This is a genomic window from Mesorhizobium sp. M1342 (assembly GCF_040317955.1).
In the GTDB taxonomy this organism is placed as follows: Bacteria; Pseudomonadota; Alphaproteobacteria; order Rhizobiales; family Rhizobiaceae; genus Mesorhizobium.
In genome coordinates this window covers 206,940-223,283 of sequence record NZ_JAMYLI010000002.1, presented here as the reverse complement: position 1 = coordinate 223,283, position 16,344 = coordinate 206,940, and the positions used below count along the sequence as shown (strand labels likewise).

Annotated in this window: 16 protein-coding genes; 7 read left to right on the top strand and 9 right to left on the bottom strand. The window is 62.8% G+C overall.

From position 1 onward, the window contains the following. Positions 1 to 3 precede the first annotated feature (3 nt). The 9 genes from NKH06_RS02745 to NKH06_RS02705 all read right to left on the bottom strand — a co-directional run bounded on the left by NKH06_RS02745 (position 4) and on the right by NKH06_RS02705 (position 8,810). On the bottom strand, positions 4 to 960 hold the full coding sequence (locus NKH06_RS02745) for a LysR family transcriptional regulator (protein WP_352441989.1): 957 nt from the start codon (positions 958 to 960) through the stop codon (positions 4 to 6). A gap of 151 nt (positions 961 to 1,111) precedes the next feature. After that, positions 1,112 to 2,602: an aldehyde dehydrogenase gene (locus NKH06_RS02740; RefSeq protein ID WP_352441988.1), complete on the bottom strand. Its 1,491-nt coding sequence runs from the start codon at positions 2,600 to 2,602 to the stop codon at positions 1,112 to 1,114. A gap of 20 nt (positions 2,603 to 2,622) precedes the next feature. After that, on the bottom strand, positions 2,623 to 3,297 hold the full coding sequence (locus NKH06_RS02735) for a DUF1028 domain-containing protein (protein ID WP_352441987.1): 675 nt from the start codon (positions 3,295 to 3,297) through the stop codon (positions 2,623 to 2,625). Between the two features lie 5 nt (positions 3,298 to 3,302). Then, positions 3,303 to 3,719 carry a RidA family protein gene (locus NKH06_RS02730; RefSeq protein WP_023809426.1) on the bottom strand — a complete coding sequence of 139 codons (417 nt, stop codon included), beginning with the start codon at positions 3,717 to 3,719 and terminating at the stop codon, positions 3,303 to 3,305. A 42-nt stretch (positions 3,720 to 3,761) separates the two neighbouring features. Continuing rightward, complete coding sequence (locus NKH06_RS02725; RefSeq protein ID WP_352441986.1) at positions 3,762 to 5,036, bottom strand: flavin-containing monooxygenase; 1,275 nt, start codon at positions 5,034 to 5,036, stop codon at positions 3,762 to 3,764. 203 nt (positions 5,037 to 5,239) lie between these two features. Next, positions 5,240 to 5,941 (bottom strand): ABC transporter ATP-binding protein, encoded by a 702-nt coding sequence (locus tag NKH06_RS02720; protein ID WP_127292339.1) that lies wholly within the window; start codon positions 5,939 to 5,941, stop codon positions 5,240 to 5,242. Then, complete coding sequence (locus tag NKH06_RS02715) at positions 5,934 to 6,719, bottom strand: ABC transporter ATP-binding protein (RefSeq protein WP_236382713.1); 786 nt, start codon at positions 6,717 to 6,719, stop codon at positions 5,934 to 5,936. Before NKH06_RS02715 ends, NKH06_RS02720 begins: the two co-directional genes overlap by 8 nt. Next, positions 6,716 to 7,891, bottom strand: a complete 1,176-nt coding sequence (locus NKH06_RS02710) for a branched-chain amino acid ABC transporter permease (protein ID WP_023809430.1) — start codon at positions 7,889 to 7,891, stop codon at positions 6,716 to 6,718. The genes NKH06_RS02715 and NKH06_RS02710 overlap by 4 nt, the downstream gene beginning before the upstream one ends. Before the next feature lies 1 nt (position 7,892). After that, entirely contained in the window at positions 7,893 to 8,810 is a 918-nt protein-coding gene (locus tag NKH06_RS02705; RefSeq protein ID WP_023809431.1) for a branched-chain amino acid ABC transporter permease, read from the bottom strand. Between the two features lie 193 nt (positions 8,811 to 9,003). On the opposite strand from NKH06_RS02705, the gene NKH06_RS02700 reads away from it, so the two are divergent. The 7 genes from NKH06_RS02700 (at position 9,004) to NKH06_RS02670 (ending at position 16,267) form a co-directional block, all read left to right on the top strand. Beyond that, a complete protein-coding gene (locus tag NKH06_RS02700; RefSeq protein ID WP_127271535.1) occupies positions 9,004 to 10,134 on the top strand; it encodes a branched-chain amino acid ABC transporter substrate-binding protein in 1,131 nt (376 codons plus the stop codon). An 84-nt stretch (positions 10,135 to 10,218) separates the two neighbouring features. Continuing rightward, positions 10,219 to 11,313 carry an ABC transporter ATP-binding protein gene (locus NKH06_RS02695; RefSeq protein WP_352721134.1) on the top strand — a complete coding sequence of 365 codons (1,095 nt, stop codon included), beginning with the start codon at positions 10,219 to 10,221 and terminating at the stop codon, positions 11,311 to 11,313. After that, the gene (locus tag NKH06_RS02690; protein WP_031212568.1) at positions 11,310 to 12,209 is read left to right on the top strand and encodes an ABC transporter permease; all 900 of its coding nucleotides are present in this window, start codon (positions 11,310 to 11,312) and stop codon (positions 12,207 to 12,209) included. The genes NKH06_RS02695 and NKH06_RS02690 overlap by 4 nt, the downstream gene beginning before the upstream one ends. Continuing rightward, positions 12,206 to 12,994 carry an ABC transporter permease gene (locus tag NKH06_RS02685; protein ID WP_128303911.1) on the top strand — a complete coding sequence of 263 codons (789 nt, stop codon included), beginning with the start codon at positions 12,206 to 12,208 and terminating at the stop codon, positions 12,992 to 12,994. Before NKH06_RS02690 ends, NKH06_RS02685 begins: the two co-directional genes overlap by 4 nt. Before the next feature lie 103 nt (positions 12,995 to 13,097). Beyond that, complete coding sequence (locus NKH06_RS02680) at positions 13,098 to 14,129, top strand: extracellular solute-binding protein (RefSeq protein ID WP_352892129.1); 1,032 nt, start codon at positions 13,098 to 13,100, stop codon at positions 14,127 to 14,129. Between the two features lie 56 nt (positions 14,130 to 14,185). Beyond that, positions 14,186 to 15,796: a GMC family oxidoreductase gene (locus tag NKH06_RS02675; protein ID WP_352551546.1), complete on the top strand. Its 1,611-nt coding sequence runs from the start codon at positions 14,186 to 14,188 to the stop codon at positions 15,794 to 15,796. An 81-nt stretch (positions 15,797 to 15,877) separates the two neighbouring features. Further along, positions 15,878 to 16,267, top strand: a complete 390-nt coding sequence (locus NKH06_RS02670; protein WP_155930552.1) for a hypothetical protein — start codon at positions 15,878 to 15,880, stop codon at positions 16,265 to 16,267. Positions 16,268 to 16,344 lie beyond the last annotated feature (77 nt).

The following is a 16,344-nucleotide window of genomic DNA, read 5'->3' as shown; positions in this document are numbered from 1 at the left end:
GGGCTACTTCTGTAGAAGTGCTGCCTGGCCGACAGCCCGCTCGGCGCCGAACACGCCTTGCTCGACGACGAAATGCCGGCAGTGGTCGATGAACGCCTGGACGGTTTGCGTGCGGTGTTCGGAACTGGGCAAGGCGACGCCCATGGTCAGCGGCCGCAGATCGCCGTCCAACGGCACGAAGACCAGCGGCTTGCCGTCCGGCGCCAGCGTGTTGAGCGGCCGCATATTGGCGATGCCGTAGCCGAAGCCGTTGGCCACCATGGAACGCATGACGGCGATGTCGCCGGTGCGCTCGGCAATGTTGGGGCGGATCCCGCGCTGGTGGAATGCCGAAAGGAAATATTCGCGGCTGAACGGCAGGTCGAGCAGCACCATCGGCTCATCGGCCAATTCCTCCGTCGTGATCGACGCCTTTGCCGCGAAGCGATGCCCCGCCGGCAGCATCACATAGGCCGGCACCAGCATCAGCGGCTCGAAGGTCATGTCCTGCGACAGTTCGAGATCGTAGGTCAGGGCAAGGTCGATTTCGCCGCGCTGCAGCATCTCAAGCAATTGCCCCTGATTGCGCTCGAACTGGCGCACGCGCACATCGGGATAGGCACGCTCGAACCGCATGCGCAGCGCCGGCAGGACGATCTGCGCGAAGGTCAGCAGGCATCCCACGGCCAGCGGGCCGCGCACCTTTTCGGCAAAATCGCCGGCGACGTCATGCAAGGCATCGGCGTCGTTGAGCAGCCTTGCGGCTTCCTTGAGGAAGATGCGGCCGCCGGCTGTCAGCGACAGGCCGTGCGAATGCTTGCGGACAAAGAGCTGGACGCCGAACTCGGTTTCCAGCTGCGCAATGGACGCCGAAATCGAGGGCGGCGAGACATTGACCTGTTCGGCCGCCTTGGCGATGGAGCCGGCTTCGCCCACGGCGACGAAATATTCCAACTGTCTGAGCGTGAAGCGTAGCGGCATGGCTGGCTATGTTGCCGGTTTGAGGGCTTCGATCAAGCCTAATGCATGTCGCGCAAAAGTGGCCCCGGTTTTGCGCAAACGACATGCATAGAGCAAAGGCCTAAAGCGCATCGCTTGAATCCGTTCAATCGCGATGCGCTTTAGGCGCCCATCAGTATTTGATCCACGTCGTTTTGAGCGCGGTGTATTTGTCGAGCGCATGCAGCGACAGGTCGCGGCCGAAGCCTGATTGCTTGAAGCCGCCGAACGGCGTCATCGGGCTCAGCGCATCGACCGTGTTGACGGAAACCGTGCCGGCATGCAGCCGGCCGGCGATGCGGTGCGCGCGCGACAGGCTGTCGGTCCACAGCGATGCGGCCAGCCCGTATGGGCTGTCATTGGCGATACGGATCGCGTCGGCCTCGTCGTCGAAGGCGATGACCGAAAGCACCGGCCCGAAGATCTCGTCGCGGGCAATCGGATCGGCAGGCGCGACATCGTCGAAGATGGTCGGCTGGACAAAGCTGCCGCGCCCGTTGACCGTGACCAGGTCGCCGCCCGCGACCAGGCGCGCGGTTTTCTTGCCGGCCTCGACGAAGCGCATGACGTTGGCGGCGTGGCGACTATCGACCATCGCGCCCATTTTCGAAGCCGGATCGAGCGGATCGCCGGGCTGCGTGACCGCCGCACGTTGCACCAGTTTCTCCACCAGAGCATCCTTGATGCCGCGCTGGACGAGCAGGCGTGAATTGGCGGAACAGACCTCGCCCTGGTTGAAGAAGATGCCGAAGGCCGCCATGTCGGCTGCAGCGTCGAGATCGCCGCAATCGGCAAAGATGAGGTTCGGGCTCTTGCCACCGGTCTCCAGCCAGACCTGCTTCATGTTCGACTGGCCGGAATACTGCAGGAACATCTTGCCCACGGCGGTCGAACCGGTGAAGGCGAGGCAATCCACATCCATATGGCGGCCAAGCGCCTGGCCGGCGGTTTCGCCAAGGCCGGGCACGACATTGAGCACGCCTGCAGGCAGGCCCGCTTCCATTGCCAGTTCCGCCAGAAGCAGGGCCGACAAAGGCGACTGCTCGGCGGGTTTGAGCACCACCGAATTGCCTGCCGCCAGTGCCGGCGCGCATTTCCACGTCGCCATATCGAGCGGGAAATTCCAAGGCACCACCGCGCCGACCACGCCAAGCGGTTCGCGCCGCACCAGCACCAGATCACCTTCGCCGGTCGGCGCCACTTCGCCATAGATCTTGTCGATGGCCTCGCCATACCATTGAAAGATCGCTGCCGAGCCGGGGACGTCGACCGCGGCCGCATCCCTGACCAGTTTGCCCATGTCGAGCGATTCCAGCAGAGCCAGTTCATGCAGGTTTTCGCGCAGCAATTGCGCCAGCCGCAGCAGAACCTCCTTACGGTGCGCCGAGCTGGTCCGCGACCAGACGCCGGTGTTGAAGCTGCGCCGCGCTGCGGCAACCGCCAGATCGATGTCTTCCTCACCGCAGGACGCCACTTCGGCCAGCACCTCGCCAGTTGCCGGATTGACGCTGGCGAAGGTCCGGCCCGAACGCGCCGCAACCGTCTTGCCGTCGATGAACGCCTTGTCGCGAAAACGGATCGCGGACGCCTTGCCGATCCAGTCCTTGTGGCTGAGTTCGCTCATCGCAGGTGACCCTGTCTTGACTATTCGTCGCCCGGCACGCCGTAGCTCGGCGCATCGGATGGGTTTATGGCGCGGGTCACATAGGCATTGAGCTGCGGCTTGTAGAGTTCCCACAGCGTCGCCAGCTGCTCGATCGGGCAGTCATCGGTCCAGTCACAGCGCAAATCGGCGACCGGCCACGCAACCTCGCGCACCAGCTTCATGCCGGCGGAATGGACAGGACCAGCCTCGCCGCCCGCTTTCAGCGCGGCGCGCATGGTCGCGATGAGGCGGTCGCCTAGATGCCCTTCCGAGGCCAGGAAGGCGTCGACCATGGCTTGCGGCACGCCGTCATGGGCCAGCATGTTGCCGCCGCAGGCGACATTGTCCGCACGCGCCTCCGCCCAGATGCCAAGCGCCTTGGGACCCGAATGGATCGCGGTCTTTCCGGCGGCATCGACAGCCAGCACCTGCCGGTATTCGGGATAAGCGCCGGTGCGCTTCAATATGGCAATCGCCTCGGCGGCCGAAGCGCCGCGCGCCAGCAATTCGAGGCCTCGCAGCCCCAGCATCGGATCGGTGACGTTCTGGCTGGCAATGGCGCCGACGCCTGCCTGCGCATAGGCGCAGCGCGCGGCGACAGCAGGCGACGAGGAGGATACTGCGACTCCGAACATGCCGGTGTGGCTGCACCGCGCGACAATGGAAAAGGTCATCGCCGTCAGTCCGGGATAACTGCGGTGCCGTCGATCTCGACCAGCCAGTCCGGCCGCGCCAAGGCCTGCACGACAAGGCCGGTCGAGACGGGATGCACGCCTTTGATGTACTCGCCCATGGTGCGGTAGACGGCCTCGCGATGGCGCACATCGGTGATGTAGACCACCACCTTGACCAGGTGCTCCATGGTGCCGCCGCACTCCTCGATCAGCTGGCGGATGTTCTGCATGACCTTGTGCGTCTGCTCGACCGGATCATGGCTGTCGATATTCTTGGCCGTGTCGAGATCCTGCGGACACTGGCCGCGCAGGTAGACGGTCCTGCCGCCCCGCGTAACGACCGCCTGGCACAGATCATTGTCGAGTTTCTGCTCGGGATAGGTGTCCTTGGTGTTGAACTTGCGAATTCTTGTATGCGCCATCTTGGTCTCCCTCAGTCAGGCTCGAGGTCGGGACGTCCGTTTCTATGCTACCCTGGTCTTGCGCTTTGCGGACGCATGGTAGGCCAGGTACTTGCGCTGCGTGGAGATATGGTCTGCCACATGCTGTGCGTCGTGCCAGACGCCCCAGATGAAGCTCGACCCCCGCCGCGATTGCCACGGCAGGCCCAGGAAATAGATCCCCGGCTCGGTCGACACGCCGCGCTGGTGCTTCGGCTTGCCCTTTTCATCAAACACATCGACTTTCAGCCAGTTGTAATCGACGGTGAATCCCGTTGCCCAGATGATCGAACCTATCCCGGCTTCCGCCAGGTTCAGCTCGAGAATGGGATCAGTCATGCATCGAGGGTCCGGTCCGATCTCGCGGGCCGCGGGCTCCTCGGGAAGGTCGAGGCCGTTGCGAGCGACATAGGCGTCGGCCTCGTCCAGCACCGACATGTAGTTCGCATCGCCGCGCGCGATATTTTTAGCCAGATCCGGAGCGAAGGTCATGACCCCTTCCTTATAGGATTCCGTCCGGCCAACCAGCGTCATCCCTTGCGCGGCAAGACGCCGGAAGTCGATCGTCTGGCCGCCCCGCGCGCCGCTCACCGCGATGGTGACGTGTTCGGTGCCAGGCGCCGGCGCTTGGGCGTCCCATTTGCCCAAAACCCCCAGCCACCAGCAGAAGTCACGCTCGCGATAGGCCCGCGGCGGCCGATCATGCGGCCCGACCGAGAGGTAGACGCGCCGTCCCGCGCGCTGGAGTTCGTCTGCGATCTGCACCCCCGAGGACCCGGAGCCGACCACCAGCACCGCACCTTCGGGCAACTGGCCCGGATTGCGATAGGCGCTGGAATGGATCTGCATCGCTCCGGCATCCCCGGGGACAACCGCCGGAATGACCGGATGCTGGAAAGCCCCGGTAGCGGCAACCACGCTCCTGGCCTCGATCACGCCATCCGAGGTTTCGACCCGGAAGCCGGGACGGCCGACAAGCCTTTCCACGCTCCTGACCTCCACGCCGCAGCGGATGGGGGCAGCGATCATGCCGGCGTAAGCGACAAAATAGTCGGCGACCTTCTCCTTGCCGACAAAGGCGTCGGGACCGGCGTCCGGAAATTCCATGCCGGGAAAACGATCATGCCAGGCGGGACCATTGGCAACCAGCGAGTCCCATCTTTCGGTACGCCAGCGTTCGGCGATGCGGCTCCGCTCGAGCACGAGATGCGGCACCCCGCACTTGCTCAGATGCTCGCTCATGGCCAGCCCCGCCTGGCCGCCGCCAACAACAAGCGTGTCTACCGTTTCGACTGGCATTTCAGCGGCCCTTTCTGGCTCTCCCCGGGAGTGTCTGCGGATGCGGCGGAGATCTGATCGTTGGTTTACTGGAGGCACCGGGCAGCGAAAATTATGATTTCATGTGGCAGTGGTTAGCTTGTCCCTAAATGCCGGAAAGCATGGCCGAAGATGTGGAGCGCGGGGCGTGGATCATCACTGTCGAGACAGAAGAAACGGACGGCTCAGAGATAAAGGCTTCTGGCCGCCTTGGACGAGAGCAACTCCTTTGCCGGCCCCTCCTGGGCGACCTTACCCTTGACCAGCACATAGCCGCGATCGGCGATGCCCAGCCCCATTTCGGCATTCTGTTCGATCAACAGGATGGTCGTGCCTTGGCGATGGATCTCCCTTGTGATCTCGAAATACTCGCCGATGAGTTTTGGCGAGAGACCGAGCGACGGCTCGTCCATGATCACCAGTCTGGGTTCGCCGATCAGGGCGCGCGCCAGCGCCACCATCGCCTGTTCGCCGCCGGACAGCGTGCCGGCGACTTGGCGCAAACGCTCATGGATGCGCGGAAACAGCTTGCACATCTTGTCCAGTTGCACCGCGAAATTGGGTCCCCTGCCCGATACCGCGTCATAGCCCAGGCGCAAATTCTCCATCACGGTCAGGCCGGGGAACAGCCGGCGCCCTTCGGGAACGAGGCCGACGCCGAGCGACGCGAGGTTTTCCGTGCCGAGCGTCGCCATGTCCCTGCCCATCACCTCGACCTTGCCGCGCTGCGCCCGCACGACGCCGCAGACGGTCATGAAGGTTGTCGTCTTGCCGGCGCCGTTCGGCCCCAGCAGGCAGACCAGTTCGCCGGGACGCACGCTCATCGCCACGCCGCGCAGCATCGGCACCGCGCCATAGGAAGTATCGACATCCCTGAGCTCAAGCATGGGCGACCGCCTTCCCGAGATAGGCTTCCTGGACGCGCGGGTCGGCGCGCACCGCCGCGAAGTCGCCCTCGGCGATCTTGCTGCCATAGTCGATGCAGGTGACATGCTGCGGGAACGCTTCGACCACCCGCATGTCGTGCTCGATCAGGACCACCGACAGAGCAGGGTTTTGTACGCGCAGCCGCGTGATGTCGGCCACCAGTGCGTCGGTTTCCGTGTCGTCCATGCCGACCGAAGGTTCGTCGAGCAGCAAGAGCTTGGGCTGCGATGCGAGCGCGCGGGCAATTTCCAGCCGCCGCCTGTCGGCTTGGGCCAGCGTGCCCGCTGGCCGGTAGCGTTGTTCGAACAGGTCGCCGGAGCCGAGCTTGAGCAGGGTTTCGGCCTTTTCCACGCAGGCCGCCATCTCGCGGCGCGATGCGCCAGGCCTAAACAGCGCGGTCAGCACGCCGGTCCTGGTGCGGGTGTGCATGCCGATGATCACATTGTCGAGGACGCTGAGGTCGGAGAACAGTCGCGACGACTGGAATGTGCGGGCGATGCCGCGGTCGACAACTTCGTAGGACGGGCGGCCGGTGATCTCGGCGCCGTCGAAGGTCACGCGACCGGAGGTCGGCCGGTAGACGCCGGTCACGACATTGAACAGCGTCGACTTGCCGGCGCCATTCGGGCCAATGACGGCGAGCACCGCGCCCTTGTCGATCGACAGGCTGACATCGTTGAGCGCGACCAGGCCGCCGAAGCGCATCGTCAAATTCTCGACCTTGAGAAGCGCGCTCACGGCTCGCCTCCGTAGCGCCGCATGCGTTGCGGGAACAGGCCTTGCGGCCGGATCATCAGGAAGCCGATGATGACGACGCCGAAGAACAGCAGGCGGTAGTCGGCGAACGCGCGCAATTTCTCCGGCAGGATGGTCAGCAGGAACGCACCGACGATGACACCGAAAATATTGTCCATGCCGCCGACGATGACCATGGTCATGATGGTGACGGAGACCAGGAAGGTGAAATTGTCGGGAGAAATGTAGGACACGTAGAAGGCGTAGATCGTGCCGGCAAAAGCGGCGAGAAAGGCATCGACCGCGAAGGCCAGCACCTTGAACCACGCCACGTTGATGCCTTGCGCCTTGGCGGCGATCTCGTCGGCGCGCAGCGCGTTCCAGGCCAACCCGATGCGCGAGCCGTGCAGCCGGTGCGCGGTGACGATGGCGACGACGACCAATGCAGCCGACAGATAATAGAAGTTCGCCTGGCTCGGCAGCTTCCAGCCGAAGATCACCAGCGGATCGGCAAAGGAATGGCCGAACAGGCTGGGCGCCGGAATGCCGACCAGTCCGTTCGGTCCGCCGGTCCAACTGAAATTGTTTAGCAATTGCTGGACCACGACACCGAAGGCGATGGTGACAAGCGCCAGATAAGTGTCGCGCGTGCGCATCGACGGGATGCCGATGATGAAACCGAACAAGGTCGCGGCCAGCGCCGCGACCGGCAGCGTCAGCCAGAAGCTGACGCCGAAATTGATCGCCAGCAGCGCCGACACGTAGGCGCCGATGCCGTAGGAAGCGCCGGTGGCGAAGTTCGGGATGTTGGCGCTGCCGAGCTGGAAATTGAGCGCCAGCGCCAGCACGGCATAGAGCTCGGCGACGATCAGCAGATGAAGGATATAGGTGTTCGAACCGACGAAGAACGGAAAGGCCAGGACGATGACCGCCGCAGTGATCATCGCCACGAGCGGAACCCGGGCAAAGCTCGCCAACGCATAGTCGGCGATCCACGGCAGCCTCTCCAGCAGATAGAAACCGAGGCCGAGCAAGGCCAGCAGGCCGACCACCTGCCAGCCGCCGTCGACTCTGAGGATGAGGTACAGGAACGCTGCCCCGATGATTTGCGAGGCGATGGCGAAGACCGTGGCCGCGGCTATGCCCGGCACGTCGGGTGAAGCACGACCCTGCATGCTAGACTTTCTCCATGACGGTGCGCCCAAGCAGGCCGGCGGGGCGGAAGATGAGCACGGCGATGACCAGCAGGAAGACGAAGACCAGCCGGTAGGAAGCGCCGTCCGGCACGAATGTCTGCGCCAGCACTTCGATGCCGGCAATGATCAGTCCGCCCAATATGGCGCCCGGCATCGAGCCGAGGCCGCCGATCACCGCGGCGGAAAAGCCGAGCAGGCCGGCCATGACGCCGAAGTCGAACCGTGTCACGCCGGCATAGCTTGCGAACAGAAGTCCGGCGATGGCGCCGATAGCCGAGGCAATGAAGAATGTCGCACGGAAGACGCGTGCATCGCGGATGCCCATCATGCGCGCTACAACCCGGTCCTCCGAGGCCGCCCGGATGCGCAGTCCGAGCGGGGTCATGCGCAGGAAGACAAACAGCATGGCAACCAGCGCGACGGTCAGCACCACCACCAGCAGCGCGAACCAACTGATGGCAACACCGGAGATTTCGAAAGCCATGCCCGACACCAGGCGCGGGAAGGCATGCGGGTTCGATCCCTGCGGATAGAGATGGCGGATCAGCTCGCGGATGACGATGCCGAGCGCCACCGTCGCCACCAGCGCCATCATGGCGGGCGCATCGCGGAAGCGCCTGATGACCACCTTGTCGAGCAGGACGCCGATCAAACCGACGGCGAGCACGGCGACCGGAACCGCAAGCACCAGCCAGGCGGGCCCCGAGGCGCCAAGAGCGGTCGCCAACGCCTGGGCAAGCGCCAGCGTGATGAACGGCGCCGTCATCGCGACATCGCCATGCGAGAAATGAATGACGTTCAAGACACCGAAGATCAGGCTGAATCCGATCGCCAGCAAGGCATAGATGCAGCCAAGGGTTATCCAGTTCACCAGTTGCTGGACAAGCAGTTCCGCCATGCGGTCCGTCTCTCGATTGAAGCCGACAGGTATCAACCGCCATCCCGGGCGGACAGAACGAATCTCCGAACTCACGAGTCACAATTTCCGAATTTCGTCACTGAATACGCGCCCGTACACTGATGATCAGCCGACGATCACGATCGGCCGGGTCGCTACGACGGCGGCAGATAATTCTGTTTGAGGTGGAACCATGCAAAACAGGCGCAGTGCGCTTATCCGCGTATCGTCAATTCTGGCCGGCTCTCTGTTTGCCATCGCCCTGGGCGCCGCCCAGGCGCAGGCCGACCAGATCAAGCTCGGCTTCATCGGGCCGCTCTCCGGCGGCAACGCCCAGCAGGGCCTCGGCGCCCGCAACGGCTTCCTGCTCGCCATCGAGCAGGCCAATGCCAGCGGCTATCCGCACCAGGTGGAAGGCGTCGTGCTCGATGACGCCTCCGATCCGGCCGTCGGCGTTTCGGCGGCGCAGAAGCTGGTCAACGATCCCGCGGTGGTCGCGGCAACGGGGCATTGGAACAGCTCGGTCGCGCTGGCGACGATCCCGGTCTTCAACCGCTCGCAGATGCCGTTCATCGTCTGGGGCGCGGTCAGCCCGAAGATCACCGAACAGAACTTCCCGAACGTGACCCGCGTGACGCCGACGCTGGTCAACGAGAACAAGCCGCTGGCCGAAGCCATCGCCAAGCAAGGCAAGATCAAGAAGATCGCCATCATCTCCGACACGACCGACTACGGTGCGGCCAACACCAAATGGTTCGGCGATTTCTTCAAGGCGGCCGGCGGCGAGGTCGTTTCTTCGGATGCCGCGGCTGTCGGCACGACCGATTTCCGCGCTATGCTGACTACCGCGAAGGCAGCGTCGCCCGACGCGGTCTATTTCGGCGGCGTCGTCACCGAAGCAGCGCTGGTGCGCAGCCAGATGGCCGACCTCGGCATGGGCAATCTGCCGATGTACGGAATTTCAGGCATCTACGACCCGAAATTCATCGAGATCGCGGGAGCTGCAGCCGAGGGCACCATCGCCGGAACTCCGGCCGTCCAGTCGAACCCCAAGCTCGAGGAATTCAACAAGGCCTATGAAACCAAGGCTTATCCCGATCCTGCCGGCTCCTATGCGAAATATGCCTACGAGGCGACGCAGATCCTGCTTCAGGTCATCAAGGAAAAAGGCCTCGACGACAAGGAAGCGCTGAGCAAGGCCATTCGTGACATCCACCACGACGGCATTCTGGGAGACGTCTCGTTCGATGCCAACGGACAGACCAACATGGCCATCGACATCGACATGTTCGTCGTTCGCAGCGGCAAATGGGAGAAGATGTAACTACCTGATCGACGCCGCCCGTTCTCGTGGCGCGGCGTCGATCACCGCCGAGCTCGCAAAAAGTCCTGACCGGAGCGCCTGACCATGAATGACGAGGCCGGCAACGGCGCACCTCGAAAGGCCGTCGAGATCAAGGGCGTCTCCAAGGTGTTCGGCACCTATCAGGCGCTGAAGCCTGTTTCCTTCGACATCTACGACAACGAGTTCTTCACGCTGCTCGGCCCGAGCGGCTGCGGCAAGACCACCCTGCTGCGCATGATCGCCGGTTTCGAGCGGCCGACGGCGGGGCAGATTTTCCTGCACGGCTCGGACATACAGGGACTTCCCCCTCATAAGCGGCGGGTCAACACCGTCTTCCAGAGCTACGCCCTGTTTCCGCATATGAGCGTCGAACAGAACATCGGCTTCGGGCTCGAAAACCTCGGCTGGTCAAAGGACCGCCGCGATACGCGCGTCGCCGATATGCTTCGTCTCGTCCATATGGAGGCCTTTGCCGGGCGCAAGCCGCAGCAATTGTCGGGCGGCCAGCGCCAGCGCGTCGCGCTCGCCCGCGCTCTGGCGCCGGAACCGGAAGTGCTGCTGCTCGACGAACCGCTCTCGGCACTCGACCTGAAGCTGCGCCAGGCCATGCGCGACGAACTGCGCATCCTGCAGCGCAAGACCGGCATCACCTTCGTCTTCGTCACCCACGACCAGGAAGAAGCGCTCGACATGTCGGATCGCATCTGCGTTCTCGGCGATGGCGAGATCCAGCAGCTTGGCACACCCGCGGCGATCTACGAGGAGCCGTCGAACCGCTTCGTCGCCGATTTCATCGGCGAGACCAACTTCCTCGATGCTGACGTGATTGCCGTGGACGGCGAGCAGGCAACCGTGAAAACGCAGCTCGGCATGACCTTGACGGCCTCTCACAAGAAAGCGGTCGCCGGGCAGAAGGCCTTCATCTCGATACGTCCGGAGAAAATCAGCCTGCCCGCCCAGGACAACCCGATCGCTATCGACGGCACGATCATGAGCACCAACTATCTCGGCGGCTACACATACTATCTGATTGAAGCGGGCGGCACCAAGCTGCGCATCTCCAAGCGCAACAGCGTCAGCCGCGGCCAGATGTTCGAAATCGGGCAATCGGTAAAAGTTGGCTTTGCCGCCGAATCCGTGCGGATCCTCGGCGCATGAAGGCACCCACAAAAACTCCTGACTGGAATGTCCTCGGCCTGCTGCCGGCCCATCTCATCATGCTGCTGACGCTGATCATCCCGATCGGTATCATCATCGTGGTGTCGTTCTCGACGCGCGGACCTTACGGCGGGTTCGAATATGTGTTCACCACCGCGCCCTACAAGCAGCTGCTGTTCAACGAAGGCTGGACCGGCGAGCTGGAGTTCAATCCGCAATATCTCATCGTCGTTGCCAGGACGCTGGTCCTGTCGGCCGTGACAACATCGATCTGCCTGCTTCTGAGCTTCCCGGTCGCCTATTTCATCGCGCTGCAGCGGCCGGCGATCAAAGTGCTGCTGATCTATCTCGTCACGCTGCCATTCTGGGTTTCAATGATCGTGCGCGTCTATTCCTGGATCATCATCCTTGGCAAGGATGGTGTCGTCGAAAAGACCCTTCGCGGTCTCGGCCTCGTCGACAACATGGACTCGCTGCTGTTCGGCAACACCGCCATGCTGCTCGGTCTCGTCTACAGCTACATTCCGCTGATGATCCTGCCGATCTTCGCCTCGATCGAAAAGCTCGATCCTGCGCTCATCGAGGCGTCGCATGATCTCTATGGCAACCGCCTCACCACATTGCGCCGCGTTATCCTACCCCTCACCCGGCCCGGCATGATCGCCGGCGCGATCCTGGTGTTCGTTCCAAGCCTCGGCGCGGTCCTGGAGCCGACCCTGCTCGGCGGCGGCAAGACCATGATGATGGGCAATCTCATCCAGCTGCAGTTCGGTGGCGCCCGCAACTGGCCGCTCGGCGCCGCCATCGCCATCGTGCTGATGGCCGCGGTCATGGTCTTCCTGATTTTCCAGGGTCTGCGCTCGATGCGCACCGAAGGCCTGGAGCGTGCGGCATGAACGCGGACGATGATGTCAGGCGCTATCCGGGCTTCGGTCTCTTCAGCGCGATCTTCTTCGCCTATCTCTATTTGCCCATCGCCGTCGTGGTGTTCTACTCTTTCAATGCGAACCGGATCGTCTCCAATTGGGGCGGCTTCTCATTGCACTGGTACGCCACCGCTTTGTCCAACGCGAACCTGATGACGGCGGTGAAGACCTCCCTGCTCGTTGCCGCGGTCGCCACAGTCGCCTCGACGCTTGTCGCGTTGATGGCGGCATTGGTGCTGGTGCGCGGCCGCGATGTCCGGTTCCGCCGGATTTCCGAAGCGGTGGTGAACCTGCCGCTGCTCCTGCCCGAAATCGTCGTTGCTGTCGCCGTCCTGATCCTCTTCTCCGAGATCGGGCTCGCCAACGGAATGGTGAAGCTGATGATCGCCCACACCACCTTCTGCATCCCGTTCGCCTTCCTGCCGATACGCGCGCGCCTACAAGGGATGGACCTCGATCTGGAGGAAGCGGCCCGCGATCTCTATGCAACCGGCTGGGTCGCCTTTCGCCGCGTCACGCTGCCGCTCATCCTGCCGGGCGTCTTTGCCGGCGCCATGCTCGCCTTCGTCATCTCGATGGATGATTTCATCACCAGCAACCTGTTGAATTCCGGCGGAGCCACCACGCTGCCGGTCTACATTTTCTCGCTGATCAAGCAGGGCGTGTCGCCGCAGCTCAACGCAATCTCGACCTTGATCATGATTGTCTCGGTGGTGCTGGCGACCGTGGCCTTCCTGCTTCAGCGACGGCAGTAGCAGCGGCGTAGTTTTTCCTAATCAAGGCATCGGGCAAATCGAATTTATCGAACCCGACGGTTTGTTATCGTCGCCCCTGGAGAACAACAAACAGGGGAATGACATGACGACCAAAATTGCAGCGCTCGCCATGGCCGGTGCCATGAGCCTCGCCTTTAGCGTGCCCGCTCTCGCCGAGGGCAGCCTGGCCATCTACGCATGGGCGGATTCCATCTCGCCCGAGATGGTCACAAAATTCGAGAAGGAAACCGGCATCAAGGTCACGGTCGACGCCTTCTCATCCAACGAGGACCTGCTGACCAAGCTGCAGGCCGGCTCGTCGGGCTACGACATCGTCACGCCTTCGCAGCACTTCGTGAAGATCATGATCGATAGCGGGCTGCTCGAGGATTTCGGCGCCAGCTCGATGGCGGCCTACAGCCAAGTCCTGCCGGACTGGCAGAAACCGTGGTGGGATGCGACAGGCAATTATTCGATCCCGCTCGCCTTCGGCAATGCCGGCTACACCGTCAACCGCGACCTCTACAAAGGCCCGGTCGACAGCTGGAAGACCTATTTCGAGCCACCGGCGGAGCTGCGCGGCAAGATCGCCAGCCTGGCGCAGCCCGACGAAGTCATTCCGGCAGCGGAAAACTATCTCGGCATCAAATATTGCAGCGAAGACCCGCAGGAGATGAAGCGCGTGCTCGACCTCTTGCTGGCGCAGAAGCCATTCGTGGCGGCCTATTCCAGCGACAACATCGAAAACCGCATCGGCAGCGGCGAGGTTGCCGCCCATTTCTGGTGGGACGGCAACACCATGAGGCTTCGCCGCAACGACAAGGCCAATGTCGAATACGCGATGCCGAAAGAAGGTCTGGTCGGCTGGCTGGATTCCTATGTCGTGCCGAAGGGCGCGGCCAATATCGAGAACGCCAGGAAGTTCATCGATTTCATGACCCAGATCGACAACGCGACGGCGCAGTACAATTATTACGGCCACTCTTCGCCGGTGAAGATCGACGAGAGCAAGGCGCTCTACAACAAGGAGAACGCTCCGGAGCTGTTCCCGACCGTTCCCGTCAAGATGGGCCAGGCCTGCTCGCCGGCGGCGCAGGAACTCGTCACCAAGGTCTGGACGCAGCTTCTGCAGTGAGCCGCTCAGCCGGGGCGCGCGCCGCCCCGGCATCTCCATTCTCAAAGGGGCTGGCCATGCAGACCGAAAATCTTGACTACGACTACATCGTCATCGGCGCAGGCTCGGCCGGTTGCGTCCTTGCCAATCGCCTGAGCGCCAACCCGTCCCACAAAGTGTGCCTGATCGAAGCCGGCGGCAGCGACAGCGGCCTGCGGGTCAAGGTGCCTGCCGGCATCCTCTCGCTCTACGGCAATCCGAACTATGACTACTGCTATGTCGGCGTGCCTCAGCCCAACCTCAACGACCGCAGGATTCCGGTCAATCGCGGCAAGGCGTTGGGCGGCTCCAGTTCGATCAACTCGATGGTCTACATCAGGGGCGCCGCGCAGGACTATGACGAGTGGTCGCGACTCGGCTGCGCAGGCTGGGCATTCAGCGACGTGCTTCCCGTCTTCAAGAAGCTCGAGCGCAACCTGCTTGGCCAGGACCCGCACTACCACGGTACAGGCGGGGAACTGCTGGTCGACAAGCCGCGCGATCCGAATGTGCTGTCGTCGATGTTCGTCAAGGCCGGCAACAATGCCGGTCTTCCGGCCAACAGCGACTTCAATGCCGAAAGCCAGTTCGGCCTCGGCATCTACAATGTCACCCAGGATCGCGGCCAGCGCTTCAGCAGTTTCACCGCCTTCATGCGCCCGGTGCTCGATCGCAAGAATCTCACAATCCTCAGCGAATGCGAAGTGATCGACCTCGATATAGCCCAGGGGCGCGCGACAGGGGTACGGGTGCGGCACAAGGGCGAGCAGAAGACGCTGTCGGCCCGCCGCGAAATCGTGCTTTCGGCCGGGGCCATCAATTCACCGAAGATCCTGCTGGCGTCCGGCATCGGCGCAGCCGCCGAGTTGCAGGCGATCGGCATAAAGCCGGTTGTCGATCTGCCGGGCGTGGGCAAGAACCTTCAGGACCATATCGACGGCATGATCACGGTCCGCTCCTCGAGCACGAAGACGCTCGGCCTGTCGCTGCCCAACTTGCCCCGCGTGCTGGCTGCGCCTTTCCGGTACTTTGCCGGCCGCAAGGGCATGCTCACCACCAACTATGTCGAAGCCGGCGGCTTTGCCCGGACGAAATATGCGAACGGCATTCCCGACATCCAGTTCCACTTCGTGCCCGGCTATCGCAGCCATCGCGGCAAGCTGGTGGAGTACGGCCATGGCTACGCAATCCACACCTGCGTGCTCAGGCCCAAAAGCGTCGGCGAACTCAAACTGTCAGGCCAGGCATCGAAGCGGGATGTGCTGATCGATCATCGCTTCTTCTCGAACGACGAGGATGCCAGGGTGTTGGTCGAAGGCATCAAGATCGCGCGTCAAATCTTTGCCGCATCCGAGTTCGACCCGATCAGGGGGACGGAGATGCTGCCGGGCAAGGATGTTCGCAGCGATGACGAGATCCTCGCCTATTTGCGTGCCGAAGCGCTCACCGTCTATCATCCGGTGGGGACGTGCAAGATGGGGACCGACGCGATGGCCGTCGTCGACCCGGCAACGCTCAAGGTGCGCGGCATCGGTGGCTTGCGGGTCGCGGATGCGTCCGTGATGCCGAAGCTGATCGGCGGCAACACCAATGCCCCCAGCATGATGATCGGGCAGCGGGCAGCGGAGATGATCCTGGGCCGGGGATAATTTCTGTAGCGCAACTCCAGGAAAGGCGTACAGCGGCCTTCCTTCAGTAGCCGCGCAAAAACAATAAGTTGGAGCGGTTCAGTGAATCAAACATTGAACCGCTACCTTTTGCAGCTGGGCTGCGGCGGGCACGCGCCATCGAATTCAAGCGGCTTGATCGTCCCGCTCATCCGCCTCGCCGTTGATCTCGCGCAGCAGCCTTTCGATGTCGGCCTTCGCGAACCGCTGGCGAAACCGACGGTCGAAGGTCGTGAAGATGCCGACGAAGGAGTTGGCGCAGTGCTCCAGCATCGTATCCGCCTCCTGCGCGGAGATGCCGAGTTGCCCTTGCAGAAAGACGATGAACTTTCGCCGCGCGTCTGGGTTCTGAAGCACGACCTTGGCAGGGCCGCCGAGATCGCGGTTGGCATCAATGCAACGGGACGCAAACAAATTGCGCTGCGTGCGCCACACAACGCAAGTTTGAATTGAACCCAGCAGCCGATGAACGGCATCGGTCTGGACATCTCGTTCTATTTGCTCGGCGGTGGAGTGACATGTCATGCTTG

Excerpts from the sequence above, each read along its gene's own strand:
- NKH06_RS02745 (WP_352441989.1), bottom strand. The coding sequence starts at position 960 with ATGCCGCTACGCTTCACGCTCAGACAGTTGGAATATTTCGTCGCCGTG.
- NKH06_RS02740 (WP_352441988.1), bottom strand. The coding sequence starts at position 2,602 with ATGAGCGAACTCAGCCACAAGGACTGGATCGGCAAGGCGTCCGCGATC.
- NKH06_RS02735 (WP_352441987.1), bottom strand. The coding sequence starts at position 3,297 with ATGACCTTTTCCATTGTCGCGCGGTGCAGCCACACCGGCATGTTCGGA.
- NKH06_RS02730 (WP_023809426.1), bottom strand. The coding sequence starts at position 3,719 with ATGGCGCATACAAGAATTCGCAAGTTCAACACCAAGGACACCTATCCC.
- NKH06_RS02725 (WP_352441986.1), bottom strand. The coding sequence starts at position 5,036 with ATGCCAGTCGAAACGGTAGACACGCTTGTTGTTGGCGGCGGCCAGGCG.
- NKH06_RS02720 (WP_127292339.1), bottom strand. The coding sequence starts at position 5,941 with ATGCTTGAGCTCAGGGATGTCGATACTTCCTATGGCGCGGTGCCGATG.
- NKH06_RS02710 (WP_023809430.1), bottom strand. The coding sequence starts at position 7,891 with ATGCAGGGTCGTGCTTCACCCGACGTGCCGGGCATAGCCGCGGCCACG.
- NKH06_RS02705 (WP_023809431.1), bottom strand. The coding sequence starts at position 8,810 with ATGGCGGAACTGCTTGTCCAGCAACTGGTGAACTGGATAACCCTTGGC.
- NKH06_RS02700 (WP_127271535.1), top strand. The coding sequence starts at position 9,004 with ATGCAAAACAGGCGCAGTGCGCTTATCCGCGTATCGTCAATTCTGGCC.
- NKH06_RS02695 (WP_352721134.1), top strand. The coding sequence starts at position 10,219 with ATGAATGACGAGGCCGGCAACGGCGCACCTCGAAAGGCCGTCGAGATC.
- NKH06_RS02690 (WP_031212568.1), top strand. The coding sequence starts at position 11,310 with ATGAAGGCACCCACAAAAACTCCTGACTGGAATGTCCTCGGCCTGCTG.
- NKH06_RS02685 (WP_128303911.1), top strand. The coding sequence starts at position 12,206 with ATGAACGCGGACGATGATGTCAGGCGCTATCCGGGCTTCGGTCTCTTC.
- NKH06_RS02680 (WP_352892129.1), top strand. The coding sequence starts at position 13,098 with ATGACGACCAAAATTGCAGCGCTCGCCATGGCCGGTGCCATGAGCCTC.
- NKH06_RS02675 (WP_352551546.1), top strand. The coding sequence starts at position 14,186 with ATGCAGACCGAAAATCTTGACTACGACTACATCGTCATCGGCGCAGGC.